This window comes from Bradyrhizobium sp. USDA 241, from assembly GCF_049739505.1.
Taxonomy (GTDB): Bacteria; Pseudomonadota; Alphaproteobacteria; order Rhizobiales; family Xanthobacteraceae; genus Bradyrhizobium; species Bradyrhizobium liaoningense.
Window position 1 is genome coordinate 3947957 of sequence record NZ_JBMGPZ010000005.1, and the last position, 19583, is coordinate 3967539.

Sequence of the window (19583 nt, forward strand, 5' to 3'; positions counted from 1 at the left end):
GTCCCTCCCGGCCGGCGATCGCGCGCCGTGTGTTGTTGTTTTGCGGCCCTCGTTCTAGTCCTTGCCCGGTCCCGGAAGCAACTCGCCGGTCCGGCCCATCAGACGGTAGGCCACGAGGCCGATCCACTCGCGGACGGCGACTTCGGTTCGGCCCAGCCCGTCCGCTCCGACATTGGTGAAGGAAAACAGATCGTCTCGTCCCCCCATCCGCCAGTCCACGGGATAGGCCTCGACGTCAAATCCGGCCTTGCGGAAGATCCCCATCGAGCGCGGCATGTGGAAGGCCGACGTGACCAGGAGCCAGCGCTCGCCCGGCTTTGGCGATACCAGTTTCTTGGTGAAGATCGCATTCTCCCAGGTGTTGCGGGAGTCGCGTTCGAGGATCAGGCGCTGCTTCGGTATGCCGAGATTCTCCAGGATCGGCGCAGAGTAGTCGGCCTCCTTCGCCTCGGTCGAAACCAGGTTCGCTGAGCCTCCGGTGAAGACGATGCGCGCGTTCGGATAGCGCCGCGCGAGCTCGGCCGGCGCGAACAGACGATCGGCCGCGTGCGCGACGACGGGCGTGCGGTGCGCCGCCGACAGATCGGTGTCGACGGAGCCGCCGAGCACGATGATGCCGTCCGGCGCGCCGCGCGACGGATCCCACGCCGGAAAGCGCGACTCCAGCGGATAGATCAGGAGATTGCCGAGCGGCGAGAACGCAGCGAGCCCCAGCACCACCAGCGTGATCACAGCAAGCCTGCGGCCGAGCGCGGCAAAGCGCGTCGCCATCAGCACGACGGACAGGATCCCGAGCTCGACCAGGAGATTGATCGGCAGCAGCGCGACGCCGAGGGTCTTGGAAAGAACAAAAAACAGGGGAGCCTCGCTGAAATCATCGTGCCTGTCTGTGCAGGGCTTGACCGGCCCCGCCATCTTCAGAAATCTTCTTGAAAGAGGATCGATCGTTGGGTCAAGCCCGCGGCCGATGAAACCAAGCGGACGCGGCAAATGACCCATCATCACCTGCATTCCAGCCCCGAAACCTGCCATTGGGGCTTCTTCGAAGCCGCGCTTCGGCCCGTCCTCACCATTGCCAGCGGCGACGAGGTGACGGTCGACACCATCAGCGGCGGCCCCGACATGCTGCCCGACCGGGACAAGTTTCACATTCCGCCCGAGATGCACGAGGTTCATGCGAAGAACGAGCGCGTGCTGCCCGGCCACATCCTCACCGGTCCGATCGCGGTCGAGGGGGCCGAGCCCGGCGACGTGCTCGCGGTCGAGATCCTCGATGTCCAGCTCCGGCAGGATTGGGGCTGGAACATGATCAAGCCGCTGTCCGGGACCCTGCCCGACGATTTCCACGGGACGCGCATCCTGAACATCCCGCTCGACCGGTCGCGGATGACCGGCCGCATGCCGTGGGGCCTCGACCTGCCTCTCAAGCCGTTCTTCGGCGTGATGGGCGTTTCGCCGCCGCCGGCCTGGGGCTGCATCTCCTCGCTGATCCCGCGCGCGATGGGCGGCAATCTCGACAACAAGGAGCTCGGCGCCGGCGCGACGCTGTATCTGCCGGTGTTCGTTCCGGGCGCGATGTTCTCCTGCGGTGACGGCCATGACGTGCAGGGCGATGGCGAGGTCTGCGTCACCGCGATCGAGACCGCGCTCCAGGGCCGCTTCCGCCTGACGCTGCGCAAGGACCTCGGGCTCGACTACCCCCGCGCCGAGACGGCGACGCACTACATGACCATGGCCATGGACCCCGACCTCGACCAGTGCGTGGTGCGCGCGCTGCGCGACATGATCGCGCTGCTCGGCGAGACGCGAAATCTGTCGCGCGAGGATGCCTACACGCTGTGCAGCCTGGCCGCCGATTTGCGGGTGACCCAGACCGTCAACGGCGCCAAGGGCATCCATTGCATGATCGAAAAGGCGATCGTGCACGGCTGAGCCCGCCGGGCCCTCCCCCAACCTGCCGACATCAAGCCGCGGCCCGGCCTTCCCGCGGCGCGCCGCGCCGTGTTCGATTCTCAAGCGAGTCCAACAAGGTGAGCCGCTGCCCCGGCGCTGATTTGACTTCCACCCCCTAACCTAAATAGAGTCTTAATCGTTACTTTTATGTACCCGAGTAAGAGGCTAGCGTTCGGCCATGGCCACCGAAAAAGCCGAGACTGACCGCATTCCCGTTACCTTGGCGCTCTCGACCATCGCCTATCTGGAGAAGCTGGTGAGACAGGGCACCCATGGCACCAGCGTTCCCGGCGTCGCACGGACATTGATCGAGGAAGGCATCCGTCTCGCCATCAAGGACGGGCTTTTGTCGATCCGCGACAATGGCAGGACGTGAGTGCGCGCCGGATGTGAGGCGGACGGATCTCGAGAGGGCGGATGGCCGACATCTGCAACCTGGGATCGTTACACATGCCTGTTCTCTCACCGACCTCTTCACCGACCTGGACCGACGAACGCATTGAACTGCTGAAGCGGCACTTCGAGGCCGGCCTCTCCTGCCGCGAGATCGCCGCCGACATCGGCGTCAGCCGCAACGCCGTGATCGGCAAACTGTCCCGGCTGAATCTGACGCGCGGCCGGGCGGTCGACGACCGCAAGGACCAGGACAGAGGCTTTGCGCCGGCGCGCACGCGGAGGGCCGTGCCGCGGCTGCAATATGAGATGCTCGCCACGATCTATGGCGAGAGCGATGGCCCCGCGGTCGCGGGCCCCATCGACGAGGCCAATCGCTGCTCTCTGCTGGAGCTGTCCGCGAACCGCTGCCGATGGCCGATCTCGACGCCGGGCGAAGACGATTTCTGCTTCTGCGGCAACACGGCTCCCGACGGCCAGCCCTATTGCGCCGGTCACAGCCGCCTCGCCTACCGGCCGAACACGCGCGCTCGCGTGATGCGCGGCTGATGCCGCCCCGTGCTCCAGAAAACAAAAAATCTCCGGCGGGGCATCACCGGAGGTTTCTGGAGGCTTAGCGTGAAGCTAAGAGCCGCAACTTTCGTATTTGGCTGGTCGGTATATAGCTTAGTAACTCAGGTAAGTAAATAAGTTTGAGGCGATCGAATCGCATGGCTCATCTTCGTCCTCCGCAAAGGCCAGCCGATTTTCCGAATGCCCTTCCTTGCGAAAAAGCCCCGGCGGTTTTCCCGCCGGGGCTTCATCAAGGTCGAAACCTTCGAACTTACCAGTTGCGCTGGGCGCGCAGCAGGAGGCTGTAGGTGTCCTGGTCCTTCAGCTCGTAGGTCGCAGCCGGCTTGGCGACGCTCGTCACCGCCGGGGTCGTGATCACGCCCGAATATTTCTGGTCGAGATGGCTGTAGACGAAGTCGGCCGAGAAGGTCAGGTTCTTCACCGGCGTCCAGCGGGTGATGACGCCCACCTGGCCGATGTTGAAGTCCGGATTGCAGGTGCCGGTCAGGGTCGCGAACGCGGCGCTGCCGCAGATCAGGCCCTTCGCCGTGCCGTTGTAGTTGACCGCGGCCCACGCGCCGTAGAGCGCCGTATTCCAGTACGGGCTCCAGTTGTGGGTGTAGGCACCACGGAAGCCGTAGGTCTTGGTCAGCTCGAGCTGGCCGCCCGGGCCGAACACCGCGTCAGAGACGCCGGCGAAGCCGATGCTCTGGTAGGCGGCGTTCGAGCTGCCGAACATCGAGTAGCTGGTCGCGGCCAGCTCCTGGAAGTTGTAGCGGCTCGCGCCTTCGGTGTAGACGCCCGAGACGTTGATCACGTCGCCGGCGCCGGTCGGAATGTTCTTGATCGAGAGAGCGAGCTGAACCGCCCAGCCCCACTTGTCTTCGGGATGACCGGTGTCTTCGGTCGCACCGTAATAGCCGGTATGGTTGTCGTGCGCAGCGACCGACGCCTGGAACAGGCCCCAGGCCTGGTCGACGCGCACCGCGCCGACGATGTCGGGGGACCGGGTGCCGCCGAAATCGCTCGAGCCGTAGGCGCCGCCGAGAACGCCCGAGGTCGTCATGCCCGCGGTATTCCAGATGTTGGTCTGGAAGATCTGCGTCTGATCCTGCACCGAGAACGTCGCCGTCACGCCCTGGCCGAAATCGGCCGTGTAGCTGATCTGCGGGACGCCGTTGGTGGTGCCGCTGCCGCCGACGAGCTGGTCGAAGTTGTTGCCGGGATAGTTGATCCAGGGCGCGTCGAACTGCGACACCGACTTGCCCAGGGTGAAGCCGGCGAACTGGATGAAGGCGTAGTAGACGCCGAGCGAACCGCCCGAGATGCCGCCGTCAGTCGGGTTGAGGTTGGACGTGCCGGCCGTCGTGGCACTGTAGGCGGTCGCGCCCGTGCCAGAGCCGGTGCCGACATAGTTGCCGGTCGTCCAGGTGAAGACCGCGTCGAAATAAGTGCGGACGACGCCGTACTCGGTCGCGGTGCGCGTGTCGATGTTGAGATCCTCACGAGCGCGCATCGAGTAGTAGTTGGTCAGGCGGTTGTTGGCCGCGAACACGCCGTTGTACTGGGCACTGTAGTTGCCGCCGGCGTTCAGCGCCACTTCGGCACGCAGGTAGCCACCCAGCTTGATGCAGGTGTCGCTGCCCGGGATGTAGTAGAAGCCCGCGCCGTACAGCGAGCAGATCTTGACGTACTCGACCGCCTTGGCCTTGACCGGAAGATCGGCCGCCTGGGCTCCACCGACGGCGATCAGACCCGCCGCAGTGCCGAGCAAAAGGCTCTTCACCACTTTCATTTAAAACCTCCAAGTTGCTCATTTTGCGGAGACCGGACCGTGAGGCCCCCCAGATCCCCGTCTCTCTCAAATCCGCTCGGCCGCTTTGCGCTTTCGGACACACCCGCTTTTGAGGCGAGGGACGTGAGCGCGGGACGATCGAGTACCCCCCACCGTCGCGGTCAATATGCCTGCGCTGTTCCGCTAATCAAAATAGTTTATTAGCTCAGGTTACTAGTTTCGCTAAACCTGTGCCCCTGCCGCAACACCCGGGCCGGGCGAATCTGCTGAGCCGGTCATCTTTGTGGTTTTGGTGACAAAATTACCCTGCTCTGCACTTGCGTCAGAGCAGGCTTGCGTGGACTATGACATTCCACGAACACTGATCTGAACAACCGGTTCACGGAGTGACGCTGTGTCCGCGACGAGGAAAGAGGGAGCGCGCCTGCGCACCATCGGCAACCTGGATATCATCAGGCGATTCACCTGGGAGATATCGTCGATCAACCTGTATCTCGAGGAGCTGCGTCAGTTCTGGGCGAGGACGCTCGGCATCAGCGGGCCGCAATGGCTGATTCTGATGGCCATCTCCGACCTCGACAAGGACGACGGCATCCCGGTCAACGTCGTGTCCAAGCTCCTCCACGTCGATCCGTCCTTCGTCACGACCCAGTCCAAGCTGCTCGAAAAGAAGGGCCTGTTGCGCCGCCGCCCCTCGCCGACCGACGCCAGGGTGGTCCGGCTGTCCCTGACCGACAAGACGCAGAAGCACCTGGCGAGCCTCAACGAGCAGTACAAGACCATCAGGGAATTCGTCTTCCAGGAATTCGACGAGGCTGAGCTCACCGAATTCACCACCAAGCTCGCGACGCTGAAGAGCCGTCTCGAAAAGGCCTGCGTCCGTCTGAGCCTGGACTTCTGACGCCCGGCCCGATCCGGGCCACCGCCGCTAGATGCGCGCGGCGGCACCGAGCCGTGATTCGAGCCAGTCGAAGATGTATTCGTTGGCAAGGCTGGGATTGTCCGCATGGCTCTGTGCCGCGCCGGTCTCGGCCGCAGTGAACACCTTCAGCATGACGTCCGAACCGCCGAGCCTGGAGTTCCGGACGATCTGACGCGCCCGATCGGCCTTGAGCCAACCGTCCTCGCCGAGCGTGATCAGCACCGGGCACTCGGCGCTGGAGGCCATGAGCGGCGCATGCGGCACCGGGACGATGCTGACGTCGCTCATCGCGAATCGGCTGGCAAAGAAGGCCCGCTCGTGCAGGTCCCACAGGCCGCCGTCGCAGACGGCGGCGGCAAGCCGCGGCTCCTGCAACACCGCGCGCGAGACGAAGGACGAGCCCCAGCCATCGGCGATGATGCCGACGCGCGCGAAGTCGACGTCACCGCGCGTCTCCAGATAGTCCATGACGCCAGGGATCGCGCTCTCGAGATCCCGACGCCGCAACAGCGCGTCGAGAAAATCGTCACGCTGGTCGCCGAAGAGGTCGATGGCCAGCATGGAGAAACCGCGCTCGCGCGCATGCGGCACGAGCTTGATCAGGAACTCTTCCTTGCGGTGACCGGGCTCGCCGATGCAGATCACCGTCGGAGCCCGCCCGCCTGCTGATGGCGCAGGAAGGAAGTAGCCCTGCAGCGAATGCCCGTCGAGCCAGGGGATCGTCACGACTTCGCCGGCCGGGCTGCGCGCGGCGAGATAGCGGCGGGCGCAATCCTGCATCGCCAGCACCGCGACCCAGCGGCGCTCGTCCGCCAGATCGAGCGGCATCGCCGCGGCACCATAGTAGTTCATCGCGCGCAGCCAATTGCGCTGCGCGCTCGCCCTGTGGCCCTCCGCGAACGCGGCCTCGGCGCGTTGCCGATTGGTTTGCGCCAGCTTCTTCCACTCGCGATGCCAGGACCGGTCGTCGCCCCGCTTCAGCTGTCGCGCGATCATGAGGCATTCCGCGATCGTGGCGCCGCCCTCCTGGGCCGCAGTGAGCAGCCGCGTGAACTCAGCGGAAATATCCTCTCGTTCCGGGCAAAGGGTCCGTCGGAGAGGCATGCTGGTATCATCGGGAGCTACGCTCGATCGTCGCGTTACCCCCATTAATTAAACGATTTCAGTCCGCCAACCAAGCGGCCGAGCGCCCGATGAGAGGCGTTTCAGATCACCATCGCTTGAACATCGTCATGTCGCATGCGTGACATACCGGCAGGTCATGGAGCGGGCGAACATTGGCAAGAGGTGGCACGCACGATTGCCCTGCGCATCTCTTGCCATGATGATCATCATACGTACATTCGCGCCCGCTCGGAGACCGTCTCAACCAAGCCGCCAGCCGACCTCCTGCACGAGACTTTCGTAGAAGGCGCGGTCGCAAGCCTGCTCCGGCGTGGCGCGCACGCGCTCGTCGAGACGTTTTGCGTCCTCGCCGACGAGGATGCGCCAGCGCTCCGCCTTGACGCCGTCGAGAATGATCTTCGCCGCCTGCGCGGCCGTCGTCGGCGCATCCTCCAGAAAGCTGCGAGCGCGCTCGGCGAACACCGCCTGGATGTCCTCGTCCGACATCTTGTCCGCATCCGGCACGCCGGCCGCCACCATGCGCTTGCGGGTCAGCGCCACCTCGTCGGCGTTGAGCCGTTCCGAGCCGTCCGTGCTCTGCACCTTGCGCGAATTGGAGACGATCGAGGTGCCGATGTGGCCGGGCATCACCACCGAGCATTTGACGTGCGGCGCGTGCAGACGAAGGTCGTTGATCAGCGCTTCGGTAAATCCCTTCACGGCGAATTTGGCCGAGCTGTAGGCGGTGTGCGCCTGGTTCATGCCGATCGAGGCCCAGAAGCCGTTGACGCTCGCGGTGTTGACGATGTGGGCCTCGTCCGCGGCCACCAGCATCGGCAGGAAGGTGCGCACGCCGAGATAGACCGCGCCCCAGCAGATGTTGAAGGTGCGCTCCCACTGCTCGCGCGTGTTGGTGAACAGGCTGCCGCCGCCGCCGATGCCGGCATTGTTGAACAGCAGATGGATCTTGTCCGTCTTCTGCTGCTCGGCGATCTCGTCGCGAAAGCGCTTCAGGTTATCCTCGATCGCGACGTCGGCGACATGCGTCGTGACGCGCAGGCCCTGCGGCAGCTTCTCGGCCTCGCACAGCCGCCTGGTCTCGGCCATCGCGGCCTCCGAGACGTCGCACATCGCGACGTTGCAGCCTTCGGCGACGAGCTGCCGCGCGAGCTCGCGCCCCATTCCCGTGCCGCCGCCGGTGATGACCGCGATCTTTCCAGCAAAATCCTTCATGGGACTTCGGTCCCTCCCCTTGTCGGTATGTTTCTTCGTCACAGCGCCGCTCAGCGGGCCGCGCGCAAAACTGTAGCAGCGCCGCATCCGCAAAAGAAAGCGGATCGGCGATGCAGTCTTCGGCGTTATTTCGGCGCGCGGATTATCGTCCGCTTCAGGTCGGTCGCCACGCCGTCCAGACACGGAGGCAGCAGCGCCCGCGGCACATCCTTCGAGACGCCCGCCCCCGGCGGGCCCTCAGGACGAGGACCGAAGTGCGTTGCGCTAGTTTGACGAGCACCACTGCCGCTGAGCTTCATCCCATCGTCTCGAAGGACGAGGCGCTTGCTCCGTCGTCCCCCGAAGCCCGGCTCGGATCACCGGCAGCGCGGAGCAGCACTCCTAGGGTTCCCGTATTTGTCCGGCTTCGGTTTATGGGCAATTTTTTCAATCCGAATCGTCAAATGGACACCGGACGCTGGGTCAAGTCGGCCAGGCCAGCGTGTCGCTTGCGTGCAACAGGCTTTGGCACTCCGCTTGCATCCTCCTCGTGGTCAGAAACAACCGATGAGGTGACAGGAATGTTCGTGACCGTCGTTGCCGTACTTTGCCGGCTTGGCGCAGCCAGCTCAGGCAGTTGCGTCGAGGAAATCGTGACCGACAGCAACATGACGCCCGAGATTTCGATGATGCAGTGCGCGGTCGGCGCACAGGCACCCTTAGCGAAATGGATGGGTGAGCATCCGATCTATCACGCCAATTGGCGCCTCGAGCGCTACAAATGCGTGCCGGGTCACTACGAGATCAAGGGCCACGCCTGACGGCCCCGCAAAACTACTGATCCGAACACGACGGATCGAGGAAACGCCCCGGAGGCCGCCTTGTCCCTCCCCGCGGGCACCGCAAGCGCCAGACCGTTCGCGGCCGCGCGCTCTGTGACGATGATCACGCCACGTCCCTAGGCCACCTCACGCAAAATGATCGCACGCGCCTGCCGCCCTTCCGGCGTCGGCATCAACGCGTAGTTGTGCGGCTGGTCGCGCAGCAAATGCAGCTCGACCGCCACGCCCGCCGCCCTCGCCCTTTCCGCCAGATCGACGCTGTCAGGGTAGAGCAGATCGCGCGTACCGGCAAAGATCGTCATCGGCGCGAGCGCACGAAACGCGCCGTAGAGCGGACTGACGAAGGGATGGCCGAGATCGAGCTCGCCGGCATAGAGCCGGCCCGCTTCGACAATCCCCGGAATGTCCTGGATCGGATCGCGTGCGGCGATCGCCACCTGCTCTGGACGGCTGACCGAGGCATCGGCCGCCGGCGAGATCAGCACCATCCGGCTCGGCTGCCGGTGCCCGCGATCTCGCAGCCATTGGCAGGCGGCGAGCGCGAGGCCCGCACCGGCCGAATTGCCGACCACCGTGACCTTTGCCGGCCCTGCATCCTCCAGCAGCATCCGCAGCAGCTCGGCCGTCGCCGGCACCACATCCTTCGCGGTGGCGCGCGGCGCCAGCGGATAGATCGGCACGACGCAACACACGCGCGCCTTGCGCGTCATCTCGCCAATGAAGCGCCAATGCGCCGCCGCGATCTCGTTGATGTAACCGCCGCCATGCAGGAACATGACGTAGTTGCAGCCCTCATGGCCCGACGACGGCGCGGTGTAGTACACGGGCCATCCGCCCATCTTGGTCAGCGTCACCTCGACGCCGCCGCCGAGATTTGGCGGCTCGAACGAGGCCGGCTGCAAGGCGAGCTTCTGCACATGCGCCTGCACCGCCTCGGCTGAGGCCAACCGCTCCTTGTGCGGAAGCAGCCCGAGCAGCAGGTTGAAGGCGCGGCTCTGCAGGCTCGGCGCGGGATCGCGCGAGGCTCGCGCACCGAACACGCAGCCGCCCGGGCAGAACTGCAAGGCCGACACGATCCTGGCAACGCTCATCGCCACATCCCCATCTGGCTCTTTTCGATACGGCGACAAAGAGGCTTGCCGACCCGCCGCCACTTGCCGATATAATGCGAGCATTCACTCGCTTTTCCTACTCGCATTCAGATCACAAAGCCGTGGCCCGCAAACCGCCCACAACCCCCCGAAAAAATGCCTCGCAGGAGCGATCCCGCGCCACGGTGGACGCGCTGGTCGAGGCAACTGCTCGCATTCTGGTCAAGGAAGGCTTCGAGAAGGCCAGCACCAACCACATCGCCGAGATCGCCGGCGTCAGCGTCGGCTCGCTATATCAATACTTTCCGAGCAAAGAGGCGCTCGTCGCCGCAGTGATCGACCGTCACAACGAGGAGATCATGGCCATCGTCCGCACGGCGCTCACCGAAATCGCCGACACGCCGATCGACAAGGCCGTGCGACAACTCGTCACCGTCGCCATCGACGCCCACCGCATCAACCCGAAACTGCACCGTGTGCTCGCCGAGCAGATCCCCCGCACTGGCCAGTTCAGGGATGTCGAAGCATTCAACCGCGAGATCCACACCCTGGTGCGCGCCTATCTCGAAAGCCGGCGCAAGGAGATGCGCAAGCTGGACCTCGATGTCGCAACCTTCATCTGCGTCAGCGCGATCGAGTCGGTCGCGCACAACACGGTGCTGAACCACGCCGAGACGCTGTCGGAGAAGATGGTGCGGACGCTGGTGGACGAGACGACGCGGATGGTGGTGGGGTATCTGAGGTAGGTGGAACGATGCCCGAAACCTCGACACGCTTGCTAACCTGCGAGGAAAGGTTGCGCTTCATAGCGCGGAGGAAAACATGCACGTCCACAAAATGGGGAACCTTATTGAGCGCACTGATTGAGTATGCCGATTAGCTTCGGCTTGCCGCTCCCGATGCTCATTCCATCGAACCCGAAGAATATAGGTGCCTCATACGCGGCCTGAATCGCCACTCCAACATTCTCCCCCTTTCGAAGGGCGAAGATTTCCTTTTGTGATAGACTGTAGGCGACATTGAACAGTCCGTTTTGAATTCGTTTGGAATCAGGACTCACCGGATACACCCGTCCATCGATCAAGAGCGAATGGGCGGCCATATTCATTAGTTCAGTATCCCTTCGAAGAGCATCGAAGATAGCGAGCAAGACTGCGCGGCGTTTTTCGCAGTAAAGGATGAACTTGTTTATTCAGAGCTGGCCCCGGTTGTTTGGACAGCGCCCCGCTGGATTTAAGTGGATTCCTGCCGGGTTATGCTGAACGCGGGGCTTTACGGTTTTGTCGTTGCGTCGGGAGGGCGTAGCCCGACCAGAGCGACGACAAAACCGTCGGCGACGGTCATGCGGCCATCACCATAGCTTGCGTGCCGAAGTAAGCCTCGTCGGGCGTGCGCCCGTCAAGGCTCGAGTGAGGGCGTCCCTGATTGTAGAAGGCCAGATACTTGGCAATTGACGCTCGCGCCTCGGACACGCTGTCGTAGGCGCGGAGATAAACTTCTTCGTATTTGACCGTGCGCCAGAGCCGCTCGACAAACACGTTGTCGCGCCAGGCGCCCTTGCCGTCCATGCTGATGGCGATCTTCGCGTCCAGCAGCACATCGGTGAACTCGAGGCTGGTGAACTGGCTGCCCTGATCCGTGTTGAAAATCTCGGGCCTGCCGTGCTTCGCCAACGCCTCCTGGACCGCTTCGACGCAGAAGGCCGCCTCCATTGTGATCGAGACGCGATGGGCCAGGACCCGTCGGCTGAACACATCGACGACCGCCGCGAGATAGACGAAGCCACGCCGCATCGGAATGTAGGTGATGTCCATTGCCCACGCATGGTCGGGCCGCTCGATCTTCAATCCGCGCAACAGGTACGGGTAGATCTTGTGACCCGGAGCCGGCTTGCTCGTGTTCGGGCGACGATAGACCGCCTCGATCCCCATGCGCTTCATCAGCGTCGCGATGTGGCGGCGACCGGCGTATACGCCCTCCCGCCGCAGCAACGATCGCAGCATACGCGCTCCCGCGAAGGGATAATCGAGATGCAGCTCATCGAGCCGACGCATCAAGGCAAGGTCCTCGGCCGAAACTGGCCGAGGTTCATAGTAGACCGTGCTGCGAGCCAGCTTCAGGACCTTCGCCTGGCGCACGATAGAAAGATCATGATCGCGGTCGATCATCGCTTTGCGCTCAGCAGGCCCGCCTTGGTGAGCGCGCCGGACAAAAAATCGTTTTCCAACGCCAGCTCGCCGATCTTGGCATGTAACGCCTTCAAATCGACCGGCGTCTCGGCCGATGTCTTGTCATGCCCAAACACGCCGGCGGCGCCTTCCAGGAGCTGGTTTTTCCAGATCGTGATCTGGTTCGGATGAACATCAAACAGTTGCGCCAGCTCCGCCAGTGTCTTGTCGCCTTTGACCGCAGCCAAAGCAACCTTCGCCTTGAATGCCGGAGAATGCGTCCGGCGGCTCTTCTTCGTCATCTTCGCTCCTGATTCGCAGCAAGAATCCTCGCCGCTGTCAGGCAGAAAATCCACTCAAGCTACTGTCCGAATTTGCGGGGCCAGCTCTCCAGTCCATTGTCGGGTGCTGGATCGAGAACGCCTCGCCGCCGACGAGCTCGCCTGCGGAATTGATGTCGAGGACCATAGAGATCGCGCGCAGATCCGCATCCTCTGACGCAGTGATGTCGATGGCGGACTGGTAATATCCGGACCCATCACCGAACAGGGTATCGTCCTCATGCGGCACGTTGAGCCCGCTTCCGCGCGAGACACCGGGCGGCCATGGCACGAACAGCGCATCGTTGCGTGGCACGATCAGAGGAGTAGCGCCGCCGTTGCTGATCTGGCGGACGGCGCGCCACAGCAGCGTGGCGTTTTTCTGGCGCTGCCTGTCGATCGCCTTGGGCCGGCCGCCGGAGAGCTGCACGTCCGACATGGTGCAGGTCCAATAGCCGCCGCCGTCGCTGCGGGTCAGGACCGAGGTATTGTCCGCGGTGCTGCCGGGCGCCGCGGCCACGCCGGCCAGATTCCAGCCGTGCTGCGTCTCACGCAGCAGCAGACGGGGAAATTCTCGCACCATCAGCCGACCCCGGTTGCCTGCATGCGCTGCGTCGAGACCATCACCTTGGAGATCTTGTCGACCTTGCGATGCGCCGCGACGACGGCCGCCTGCAGCTTGTCGATCGTGCCGGGCGCGACGTCGCCAGCCACCATGAAGGTGTTTTGAATGGTCGTACCCGAGGTGACCGAGCGCGCCACGTCGTTCGGAATCACCTGCGAGCCGCGCGGCAGATTCACAAGCTCCTTGCCGTTTTCGCCAACCCAGGCAAAGCCTCCAGGCGCACTTTCAGTGCCTTCTGCAAAGCCGGGAATGAAGCCCTTCAGCAGACTTGCAAACGGCGCCAAGCCACCCGAGGCCGGCGCATTGAAGAACGATTGAAACAAAGAGTTGATGCCCGCCTTTGCCAGCGTCTTGCCGAGATTTGCCACCACCTCGTTGAGGTTCCTGCCCTCGACGACCGCATCCGCGAACGCGGTCGAGAGCGACTGACCGAGCAGCGCGCTGACGCTATTGACCCGGACCAACGCTTCTCTTGCTTGATCATAGCCGAGCGTGGCCTGCTTGATCGCCTCAGATGACTCGATGAACTTCTGCGCATGGTCGGCGGTGAGCGTGATGCCGGCCGCCTCCAGCGCCTGCTGCGCAGACATCGTCTTGCGCAGCTGCTCGTAGTTATCGATCTGCTCCTGCGTTACCTCCCCATTGTCGCGCATGATGGCGGTCAACTCCTGGAATTCCGCCCGGAGCTGCGCCTGGACCGCGTTGTTTTCGAGTACGGCCGCGGTATCAGCCTTCAGCGTGGCCGTCCGCTTCGTGATGCCATCGACCGCAACGTCGAACTGATCGCGTCCATCGCTCTCCTTTTTGCGGGTCGGCAGTCTCGCAGCATTCGGGTCTGGCTCGTTGGCGCCGGCCGGCCGTGCCGCCGGCAGCGGCACGCCCTCCGGGAACTGCATCTTCGCCGCAAGAATCTGCAGCCCGCGCATTTCGTCGGCCGTCGCCTTGGCCTTTGCGCGCAGATCCTCAAGGCCTTCAATGAGCGCGGGGTCGACACCCGATTTGCCACGCAGCCGCTCGAGCACACGGTCGATCTGCTCGAGATCCTGGGGCAGACCCTGAATGTCCTTGCGAACCAGATCGGCTGCGTCCGCCAGCGCGTTGAATCTGTCCTGGCCGCTGCCGGGTTGGACGTTGCTGGCCGCGAGCGCCTTGCTGAGAAGGTCACCGGCCTGGTCGACCAGGCTACCGAGCGCCACAGCGATATCGCGGGCCACAGCCTTGAACTGGCGGCCCCAAGCATCTGTCGACTGCTGCCACGCCCGCTCGAACAGCTCGGCCTTGGCAACGGTCGCGCCGTCGATCACGACGCCGGCGGCGTCCGCCCTGCCGGCGATCGCGTCAAATCCGCCAGCCACGGACGTCAGCGCCCGCACCCAGCCTTCTGAGAGGCCCATCATCTCGGCCGCCTTCGTCTTTTCCGGCAAGGACTGGAAGCGGCCGAGCAGCTCTTCCGCGACCTTCAGCGCCTGGTTGATGCCGATCACCTGCCCGTTGCGCTCGCGATACTTGACGTTATTGGCGTCGAGTAGCTTGGTCAGCGAATTCTCGTTGTCCCTGGCGTCCGCGAGCAGGCCGGCGAGATTGCGCAGATCCTTGGTCGCCTGCTCGCTCGACACGCCTCCCTGCCCCGCCGCGAACAGCTTGCGCTGGAAGTCCTCAGCGGTCAGTGCGACATACTCCGCATTCTTGCCGATTGCAGCGACCTCGGAGTTCACGGTGGTCAAGGCCGCGAACAGCGCGCCGGCGGCCGCCGTGGCGCCGCCCAGTACCGTGCCAAGCCCGGTGAGTCCGCCGAAGCCGGGATTGAGATTGCTGAATGCCGACTCGATGCGGGAAACCGCCGAATCCGCCATGTTGCCGGCCTGCTCCAGATCGGCGCCGAACTGATCGAGCCGGGCGCCCATCACGGCAATGAGATCATTCGCCATTCAGCGATCTCCCTTCCAGGAGCGCATCGAACTCGGCATCGGTCGGAGGCGGTATTGCCTCCTCCGCACCGTTGGCTTTGTTGAAGCCGTCGATGCAGGCGCGGAACTGCCAGAACGACATGCGGTCGACTTGATCCGGCGCGAAGCCCATGGCCGCGCCGTTGCCATAGATCACGGCGAAGTCGACGGGCCCGCCTTCGCGCTCGCCGGCTTCTTTTTTTTGCGTCATCACCGGCCGCCGCCTCCGGCGGGCCGACCAGGCCGGCCATCAGCACCGTCAAGGCGGGCATCATGTGCGGCAATGGCGGCTTGTCGTCGAAATGCTGCGCCATCTCGAGATGCGCGTCGCGCGGCGCCATGCCGCCGCCGATCAGGCCGAGCCGCAGGATATCGCGCAGATCGTCTGGCCAGACGTTCTTGGCCCGAAGCTGTTCGACCAAGTCCATCGGCCCGACCAGCGGTGCGCCGATCGCGAGGCGCCGCCGGTTGACGTTCTCCTGGAGCGCGCGGAACTGCCCCAGCCCGAACTTGAAGGCCTGCAGCCCGCTGCCCCAGATCAGCTCGATCTCGCTCACAGCTTCACGATCTCGCCGTCGCTGTCGATGGTCGCGGAGAACTGGACGCGCTGGCCGCGCTGGCCGGTAACGTCCAGCTTGGACAGGATGGCATTTCCCTGCCAAATGCGCGTGCCGAGCTTGACCTGGACCGGCTTGGAAGCGCCGGATTCAAACCAGTCGTTCCAGACGTCGAAATCTTCGTCGGCCACGACGCCGGAGCCTGTCATCTGACCGGACAGAGAGACGACGTCGCGCTCGAGCCAGGACGCTGCATCGGGATCGTCGCAGTCCGGCACGTTGGTGTCGTTGGTCGCGGCCGTGCGCGAGAACCCCTTCGAATTCAGCCCGCAAGGCGACGCGTAGACGACCGGCGAGCCGATGCCGATCTGGATCAGGAAGGTGGAATATTTGAGCGTCTGAGCCTGCGCCATGACAGCGATCTCCTGTGGGTTGCGGAAGGTGTCGGGTTGTTAACGGCGAACCGTCAGCGCGCCGCGGTAGGCGCCGGAGTTGCCCGCGGAGCGGATCGCACGGGTTTTGTTGCTCTCGGCCAACGTCTGCTCGAACGTCTCACGTACGCCTTGACGATACGCATTCTTGTAACCGCGGACGGTCGGGTAGAAGAACGGCGCTGCCTCTTGCTTGACCGTGCCGAACTCCTCGGCAAGCGAGTAATCGAACACACCCGCCTGCGTGCGCTTGGTGGTCAACGATCCGCCGGCAATGACCAGGACGGAGGGCTTCGTGTCGGTCGAGACGTCTTTGACCCGCACGGAGTCCCGAAGATTTCCCGTGATGCTGTGCTCGATCGCAGCCTGAATATTCCCCTTGAGCTCCTCGGCCTGCGCCAGGAACTCATTGCGGAAATTCTTCGCCATCTGGTTTTTCAGCGACAGCATGTCGGTCTTGAACTGCTTGACGCTGGCGTTGTTGCCCATGGCGCGCGCCGCTCCAATTGCCTCAGGTTGTGGCCGGCCTTCAGGCCGACGCCATGATGAGCTCGATGTCGTAATCGACGCTGCCGCCGGCGCCGTTGGCAACCTTGAGAATGTCGCCGGTGCCGGCCGTGACGGTCCAGCCGGTGCGGCTGACCGCGACAAAGCGGTCGCCAGGCTTCAGGACGATGATGTCAGTCGCATCGGCGAATGGCCCGACGAAAGTGTTGGACGCCGCGCCGCCGACACTGAGGTTCGAGGTCGAAGCCTCCGGATTCTCGATCAGGATGGCCTTGACCTTGGCCGCGGTGATGGTCTGGCCGAACGCATCGCTGAGCGAACCAGCCAGATCGATGTTCTCGCTGGTGGAGGCCGAAAGCGTACGCTTGTCCTTGAAGGCGATATCGGCTTTGCCGTAGCCGGTGCCGCTACCGAGCTGAACGTCGGCAGCATCTGGCATGCGGTCGACGACGTCGCGGCCGTCGAGGGTCTTCTTGTTCACCGCTGCAATCGAGGCACGCACAATGGTATTGAGCGAGGTCATGGCAGGCTCCTATTCGAGGTTGGAAGAGACGCGAGGGAACTACTCAATGTGCGTTGGCGTCCGTCAGGATCGAGAACGTCAGAACGGCATGGCTGGTGATGCCGTCGGGGTCACGAAGCACGCGTGACGTCGACAGCAACACCGATTGCACCCCGCAGTTCTCGATCGGCAGATCCGCATCATGCAGGGCCGACGCCACGGCGCGCGCGATGCGCAGCACCTCAGGGAAACCGACCTCTTGCGACCATGCGTGCAGCGTCAATGTGGTTTCGGCTGCATTGGTCTCTTCGCCGAGCTCCGGCAACAATTGAGTCTCGCCCAAGCCAACGAACGGGAACTTCGCAGTAATCGTTCCGGCGTTGTTACGCGGAACACGATCATAGATGCGATCGCCAACCAGGGCGGCGACCGGGCCAGAATTCTTCAGCAACTGCACGATCGCCTTCTGCAGGTCAAATCTTGGATCGGTCAGCATCAGGTTGCCTCGCCCGAAACCGCCAGGATCTCGAGGTACCGCTTCTTCTCGTCGGGATTCGACATTGCCTTGACGTTGTAGATGGCGTCGGTGCGGACATCACGGATCCGCCAGTCCGTCCCGAAATCGGCCAGCGCACGGCACAGCCGAACAGTGATTAACATCGGCTGAGTGCCTGTCAGCCGGCTCGCAAGCACCGTCTCTCCGCCCAGCTTCGGGGCAATGCGAGCGGCACAGGTGTGTCGCAAAGTCCAGTCACCTGACTGCGGATTGCCCATGCCATCGTCGACAAAGGCTCTCGCCTCGAAGGCCACGCGTTCGCGCAAAGAGCCAGCGTCCATCGTTTCACCTTAGCTGTAGACGCGGTACGTCGAAATCATCTGCATGATGTGCGCGGGCAGCTCGACCGGCTGGCCGCCCGGGCCAGAGACGACGTTCTCCCGGAACTGATAGAGCGCGCCGACATAAAGCTTCAGCCAGGCCTTGATCGCCGCCGGCAGGCGATCGATCACGGGCGGATCGGCTTGCGCATCCGCCGGCGGATAACCGCAGGTGAAGCGGATCTTCACCGCTGCGGCGTCGCACCGCACCGACGGCCAGCTCTGCCCGTAAGGCGGCGCGATCGCCTGTTGATTGGCGCCCTGCCCAAGCACGCGATAGCCGGTGCCGGCGGCCAGCGTCTGCGTCGCGCCCGTGCCGTCGACATAGGTCACGCTGTCGATCGAGATCAGCTGCGGATACGGCAGCACGATGAGATCGGGCTTGCCGCAATCCCGCTGCCAGAAGTCCCGCAGCTGCAGCTCCCAGGTCTGCGGCCGCAGCGCCCGCCCCAGCCATCCGCCGGCGGCGGGATCAAGCTGGCCGACCGCGGCGAGGATCATGCCGTCGATCAGGGCGTTGTCGTCGTCGAAGTCGACGCGGAGGTGCTGCTTGACCTCGTCCCGGGTCAAGACGTCCTCGGTCGGCGGCGTGATCAGCACGCGCTTGCTCAGGGGCATGGTGGGGTCTTTCGAGGGGGTGTTCTAACCAAGCGCGCGGGAAGTTCACTGCCCCTGAGGGAGTAGCCATTCCTGCAGATGTTGCGATAAGCTCTGGTGCCGGCCTTGCATACCCCGCGGAGACAGATGTGCGGATCGATCTTCCCGAGACAGACCTCAAGGCAACTCAGAGCCTCGGCAGCATTGAACTTAAAGATGAGGCCGGCACTCTCGTCGGTCAGTATTTTTTTGGAAAAGGGCACGGCCGGACCGTCTTTTTGTTCGGAAAGTACAAAGGCAATTTCAAAACACACGCTGAGTGCCAAGCTTTCATCAATGGCGTTGCGGCAGTGATAGCCGACATCCGGGGCGTCTCCCGACCTGCGGAGTAGGCTTCACTGTCCCGAGGGAATGAAATGCTCGCCCGACTTGAGACGAGGGCGGACCGGATCGTCAGACCAGTGCTCATGATAATGCTCTCCGAGAAATCCGGCCCGCAGCGGCCCGTTCAGCGATTGTCGACCAGGACGTGGAAGACGCCGACCTTGGAGGCGCCGCCCTGTGCCAACGCGATCTTGACGCGATCGCTGGCCATGCCGACCGGCGCCTGGACCGCCGTGCCGCCGGCGGCGTAGAGCGAAGCAACGCCAGCCTGCGAGTGCGTCGGCGCGCGCGGATAGCGCACGGTCGAGGCGTTGACGTCGCTCTCGGTCCAGATGTTCTCGCCGGTCGCCTCAGCCGTGATGGTGAAGTCAACGCCATTGGCGTAGCCGTTGCTGCCGTCCTTGAGGTAGTGGATGCTGTGGATCTTGCCGTCGAAGCGCGGCGTGTAGGTAGTCGCGGTGCCGTCCGCTGCCGTGGTGACGCTGACCTTGTAGCGACGCATGTGTCTTCCCTTCTCGTTATGGCCCGCTCAGTGCGTGCCGCTGGTCGTCGGCGGGCGGAATGCCCGCTTCCTGAAATCCGGAGCCGGCCTGCGCCCGGCTCCTACTTGTTGTCCGGCGCCTTCTCGGCCTTGTTGCGCGGCGTGCGCTCGGCCTTGCCGCCGATCCGCTCGACCTTGTCGGGGTGCTTCTTCAAAAGCTCCGCGCCGAGGGAATCGCTGACCTCGATCTCCTGGCCTGGTTTCAGCGTGTCACGCGACACCGAGCTGATGTGCAGCTGGTCCGTCATCCTGAGCCTCATGGCTT

24 protein-coding genes and 1 pseudogene are annotated in these 19583 nt (G+C 63.8%); 7 read left to right on the forward strand and 18 right to left on the reverse strand.

The annotated features are described in order from the left end of the window. Positions 1-54: 54 nt before the first annotated feature. Entirely contained in the window at positions 55-822 is a 768-nt protein-coding gene (locus ABIF91_RS40945; protein WP_035673866.1) for a YdcF family protein, read from the reverse strand. Between the two features lie 168 nt (positions 823-990). On the opposite strand from ABIF91_RS40945, the gene ABIF91_RS40950 reads away from it, so the two are divergent. The 3 genes from ABIF91_RS40950 to ABIF91_RS40960 all read left to right on the forward strand — a co-directional run bounded on the left by ABIF91_RS40950 (position 991) and on the right by ABIF91_RS40960 (position 2895). Next, positions 991-1932 (forward strand): acetamidase/formamidase family protein, encoded by a 942-nt coding sequence (locus tag ABIF91_RS40950; protein WP_424579760.1) that lies wholly within the window; start codon positions 991-993, stop codon positions 1930-1932. A gap of 199 nt (positions 1933-2131) precedes the next feature. Further along, a complete protein-coding gene (locus ABIF91_RS40955; RefSeq protein WP_024341172.1) occupies positions 2132-2329 on the forward strand; it encodes a hypothetical protein in 198 nt (65 codons plus the stop codon). A 74-nt stretch (positions 2330-2403) separates the two neighbouring features. Further along, complete coding sequence (locus ABIF91_RS40960) at positions 2404-2895, forward strand: GcrA family cell cycle regulator (protein ID WP_028178809.1); 492 nt, start codon at positions 2404-2406, stop codon at positions 2893-2895. Between the two features lie 274 nt (positions 2896-3169). On the opposite strand, the gene ABIF91_RS40965 is transcribed toward ABIF91_RS40960, so the two are convergent. After that, a complete protein-coding gene (locus tag ABIF91_RS40965) occupies positions 3170-4693 on the reverse strand; it encodes a porin (RefSeq protein WP_424579761.1) in 1524 nt (507 codons plus the stop codon). 394 nt (positions 4694-5087) lie between these two features. Here ABIF91_RS40965 and ABIF91_RS40970 point away from each other — a divergent pair, with 394 nt between their 5' ends. Beyond that, complete coding sequence (locus tag ABIF91_RS40970; RefSeq protein ID WP_028178807.1) at positions 5088-5594, forward strand: MarR family winged helix-turn-helix transcriptional regulator; 507 nt, start codon at positions 5088-5090, stop codon at positions 5592-5594. A 27-nt stretch (positions 5595-5621) separates the two neighbouring features. On the opposite strand, the pseudogene ABIF91_RS40975 reads toward ABIF91_RS40970, so the two are convergent. Both ABIF91_RS40975 and ABIF91_RS40980 read right to left on the reverse strand, forming a co-directional pair. Then, positions 5622-6730: pseudogene (locus tag ABIF91_RS40975) on the reverse strand (alpha/beta hydrolase family protein). 250 nt (positions 6731-6980) lie between these two features. Continuing rightward, positions 6981-7952: an SDR family NAD(P)-dependent oxidoreductase gene (locus ABIF91_RS40980; protein WP_424579762.1), complete on the reverse strand. Its 972-nt coding sequence runs from the start codon at positions 7950-7952 to the stop codon at positions 6981-6983. A gap of 560 nt (positions 7953-8512) precedes the next feature. On the opposite strand from ABIF91_RS40980, the gene ABIF91_RS40985 reads away from it, so the two are divergent. Continuing rightward, positions 8513-8752 (forward strand): hypothetical protein, encoded by a 240-nt coding sequence (locus ABIF91_RS40985; RefSeq protein ID WP_028178804.1) that lies wholly within the window; start codon positions 8513-8515, stop codon positions 8750-8752. Between the two features lie 137 nt (positions 8753-8889). On the opposite strand, the gene ABIF91_RS40990 is transcribed toward ABIF91_RS40985, so the two are convergent. Next, complete coding sequence (locus ABIF91_RS40990) at positions 8890-9864, reverse strand: alpha/beta fold hydrolase (RefSeq protein WP_028178803.1); 975 nt, start codon at positions 9862-9864, stop codon at positions 8890-8892. Between the two features lie 185 nt (positions 9865-10049). Here ABIF91_RS40990 and ABIF91_RS40995 point away from each other — a divergent pair, with 185 nt between their 5' ends. Continuing rightward, positions 10050-10610 carry a TetR/AcrR family transcriptional regulator gene (locus ABIF91_RS40995; RefSeq protein WP_284278711.1) on the forward strand — a complete coding sequence of 187 codons (561 nt, stop codon included), beginning with the start codon at positions 10050-10052 and terminating at the stop codon, positions 10608-10610. Between the two features lie 101 nt (positions 10611-10711). Here the strand turns inward: ABIF91_RS40995 and ABIF91_RS41000 are convergent, their stop codons facing one another. The 11 genes from ABIF91_RS41000 to ABIF91_RS41050 all read right to left on the reverse strand — a co-directional run bounded on the left by ABIF91_RS41000 (position 10712) and on the right by ABIF91_RS41050 (position 18414). Beyond that, the gene (locus ABIF91_RS41000; protein ID WP_424579763.1) at positions 10712-10966 is read right to left on the reverse strand and encodes a hypothetical protein; all 255 of its coding nucleotides are present in this window, start codon (positions 10964-10966) and stop codon (positions 10712-10714) included. 238 nt (positions 10967-11204) lie between these two features. Then, a protein-coding gene (locus ABIF91_RS41005) for an IS3-like element ISRj2 family transposase (RefSeq protein ID WP_129557670.1) occupies positions 11205-12334 on the reverse strand; the annotation gives its coding sequence in 2 pieces (ribosomal slippage) (positions 11205-12082 and positions 12082-12334; 1131 coding nt in all). A 37-nt stretch (positions 12335-12371) separates the two neighbouring features. Continuing rightward, the gene (locus tag ABIF91_RS41010) at positions 12372-12935 is read right to left on the reverse strand and encodes a hypothetical protein (RefSeq protein ID WP_424579764.1); all 564 of its coding nucleotides are present in this window, start codon (positions 12933-12935) and stop codon (positions 12372-12374) included. Next, positions 12935-14881 (reverse strand): hypothetical protein, encoded by a 1947-nt coding sequence (locus tag ABIF91_RS41015; protein WP_424579765.1) that lies wholly within the window; start codon positions 14879-14881, stop codon positions 12935-12937. Before ABIF91_RS41015 ends, ABIF91_RS41010 begins: the two co-directional genes overlap by 1 nt. Next, positions 14881-15480 carry a gene transfer agent family protein gene (locus tag ABIF91_RS41020; protein WP_424579766.1) on the reverse strand — a complete coding sequence of 200 codons (600 nt, stop codon included), beginning with the start codon at positions 15478-15480 and terminating at the stop codon, positions 14881-14883. Before ABIF91_RS41020 ends, ABIF91_RS41015 begins: the two co-directional genes overlap by 1 nt. After that, positions 15477-15893: a phage tail tube protein gene (locus ABIF91_RS41025; RefSeq protein ID WP_284282940.1), complete on the reverse strand. Its 417-nt coding sequence runs from the start codon at positions 15891-15893 to the stop codon at positions 15477-15479. The genes ABIF91_RS41020 and ABIF91_RS41025 overlap by 4 nt, the downstream gene beginning before the upstream one ends. A 39-nt stretch (positions 15894-15932) precedes the next feature. Then, positions 15933-16400 (reverse strand): HK97-gp10 family putative phage morphogenesis protein, encoded by a 468-nt coding sequence (locus ABIF91_RS41030; RefSeq protein ID WP_284282941.1) that lies wholly within the window; start codon positions 16398-16400, stop codon positions 15933-15935. A gap of 40 nt (positions 16401-16440) precedes the next feature. Beyond that, positions 16441-16941, reverse strand: a complete 501-nt coding sequence (locus ABIF91_RS41035) for a hypothetical protein (protein ID WP_284282942.1) — start codon at positions 16939-16941, stop codon at positions 16441-16443. A gap of 43 nt (positions 16942-16984) precedes the next feature. Continuing rightward, complete coding sequence (locus ABIF91_RS41040; RefSeq protein ID WP_284282943.1) at positions 16985-17416, reverse strand: DUF3168 domain-containing protein; 432 nt, start codon at positions 17414-17416, stop codon at positions 16985-16987. Then, on the reverse strand, positions 17416-17757 hold the full coding sequence (locus ABIF91_RS41045; RefSeq protein ID WP_035675082.1) for a head-tail adaptor protein: 342 nt from the start codon (positions 17755-17757) through the stop codon (positions 17416-17418). The genes ABIF91_RS41040 and ABIF91_RS41045 overlap by 1 nt, the downstream gene beginning before the upstream one ends. Before the next feature lie 9 nt (positions 17758-17766). Then, on the reverse strand, positions 17767-18414 hold the full coding sequence (locus ABIF91_RS41050; RefSeq protein WP_284282944.1) for a head-tail connector protein: 648 nt from the start codon (positions 18412-18414) through the stop codon (positions 17767-17769). A gap of 128 nt (positions 18415-18542) precedes the next feature. On the opposite strand from ABIF91_RS41050, the gene ABIF91_RS41055 reads away from it, so the two are divergent. Continuing rightward, the gene (locus tag ABIF91_RS41055) at positions 18543-18785 is read left to right on the forward strand and encodes a hypothetical protein (RefSeq protein WP_035675068.1); all 243 of its coding nucleotides are present in this window, start codon (positions 18543-18545) and stop codon (positions 18783-18785) included. Positions 18786-18901: 116 nt separating this feature from the next. On the opposite strand, the gene ABIF91_RS41060 is transcribed toward ABIF91_RS41055, so the two are convergent. Continuing rightward, positions 18902-19279: a hypothetical protein gene (locus ABIF91_RS41060; RefSeq protein WP_035675067.1), complete on the reverse strand. Its 378-nt coding sequence runs from the start codon at positions 19277-19279 to the stop codon at positions 18902-18904. A gap of 101 nt (positions 19280-19380) precedes the next feature. Next, on the reverse strand, positions 19381-19566 hold the full coding sequence (locus ABIF91_RS41065) for a hypothetical protein (protein WP_284282947.1): 186 nt from the start codon (positions 19564-19566) through the stop codon (positions 19381-19383). Positions 19567-19583 lie beyond the last annotated feature (17 nt).

Coding starts and splice junctions, on each gene's coding strand:
- ABIF91_RS41045 (WP_035675082.1), bottom strand. CDS start 17,757: ATGGACGCTGGCTCTTTGCGCGAACGCGTGGCCTTCGAGGCGAGAGCC.
- ABIF91_RS40950 (WP_424579760.1), top strand. CDS start 991: ATGACCCATCATCACCTGCATTCCAGCCCCGAAACCTGCCATTGGGGC.
- ABIF91_RS41025 (WP_284282940.1), bottom strand. CDS start 15,893: ATGGCGCAGGCTCAGACGCTCAAATATTCCACCTTCCTGATCCAGATC.
- ABIF91_RS41040 (WP_284282943.1), bottom strand. CDS start 17,416: ATGCTGACCGATCCAAGATTTGACCTGCAGAAGGCGATCGTGCAGTTG.
- ABIF91_RS41030 (WP_284282941.1), bottom strand. CDS start 16,400: ATGGGCAACAACGCCAGCGTCAAGCAGTTCAAGACCGACATGCTGTCG.
- ABIF91_RS41035 (WP_284282942.1), bottom strand. CDS start 16,941: ATGACCTCGCTCAATACCATTGTGCGTGCCTCGATTGCAGCGGTGAAC.
- ABIF91_RS40955 (WP_024341172.1), top strand. CDS start 2,132: ATGGCCACCGAAAAAGCCGAGACTGACCGCATTCCCGTTACCTTGGCG.
- ABIF91_RS41000 (WP_424579763.1), bottom strand. CDS start 10,966: ATGGCCGCCCATTCGCTCTTGATCGATGGACGGGTGTATCCGGTGAGT.
- ABIF91_RS41050 (WP_284282944.1), bottom strand. CDS start 18,414: ATGCCCCTGAGCAAGCGCGTGCTGATCACGCCGCCGACCGAGGACGTC.
- ABIF91_RS41060 (WP_035675067.1), bottom strand. CDS start 19,279: ATGCGTCGCTACAAGGTCAGCGTCACCACGGCAGCGGACGGCACCGCG.
- ABIF91_RS41015 (WP_424579765.1), bottom strand. CDS start 14,881: ATGGGCGCCCGGCTCGATCAGTTCGGCGCCGATCTGGAGCAGGCCGGC.
- ABIF91_RS41065 (WP_284282947.1), bottom strand. CDS start 19,566: ATGACGGACCAGCTGCACATCAGCTCGGTGTCGCGTGACACGCTGAAA.
- ABIF91_RS40960 (WP_028178809.1), top strand. CDS start 2,404: ATGCCTGTTCTCTCACCGACCTCTTCACCGACCTGGACCGACGAACGC.
- ABIF91_RS40990 (WP_028178803.1), bottom strand. CDS start 9,864: ATGAGCGTTGCCAGGATCGTGTCGGCCTTGCAGTTCTGCCCGGGCGGC.
- ABIF91_RS40965 (WP_424579761.1), bottom strand. CDS start 4,693: ATGAAAGTGGTGAAGAGCCTTTTGCTCGGCACTGCGGCGGGTCTGATC.
- ABIF91_RS41010 (WP_424579764.1), bottom strand. CDS start 12,935: ATGGTGCGAGAATTTCCCCGTCTGCTGCTGCGTGAGACGCAGCACGGC.
- ABIF91_RS40980 (WP_424579762.1), bottom strand. CDS start 7,952: ATGAAGGATTTTGCTGGAAAGATCGCGGTCATCACCGGCGGCGGCACG.
- ABIF91_RS40985 (WP_028178804.1), top strand. CDS start 8,513: ATGTTCGTGACCGTCGTTGCCGTACTTTGCCGGCTTGGCGCAGCCAGC.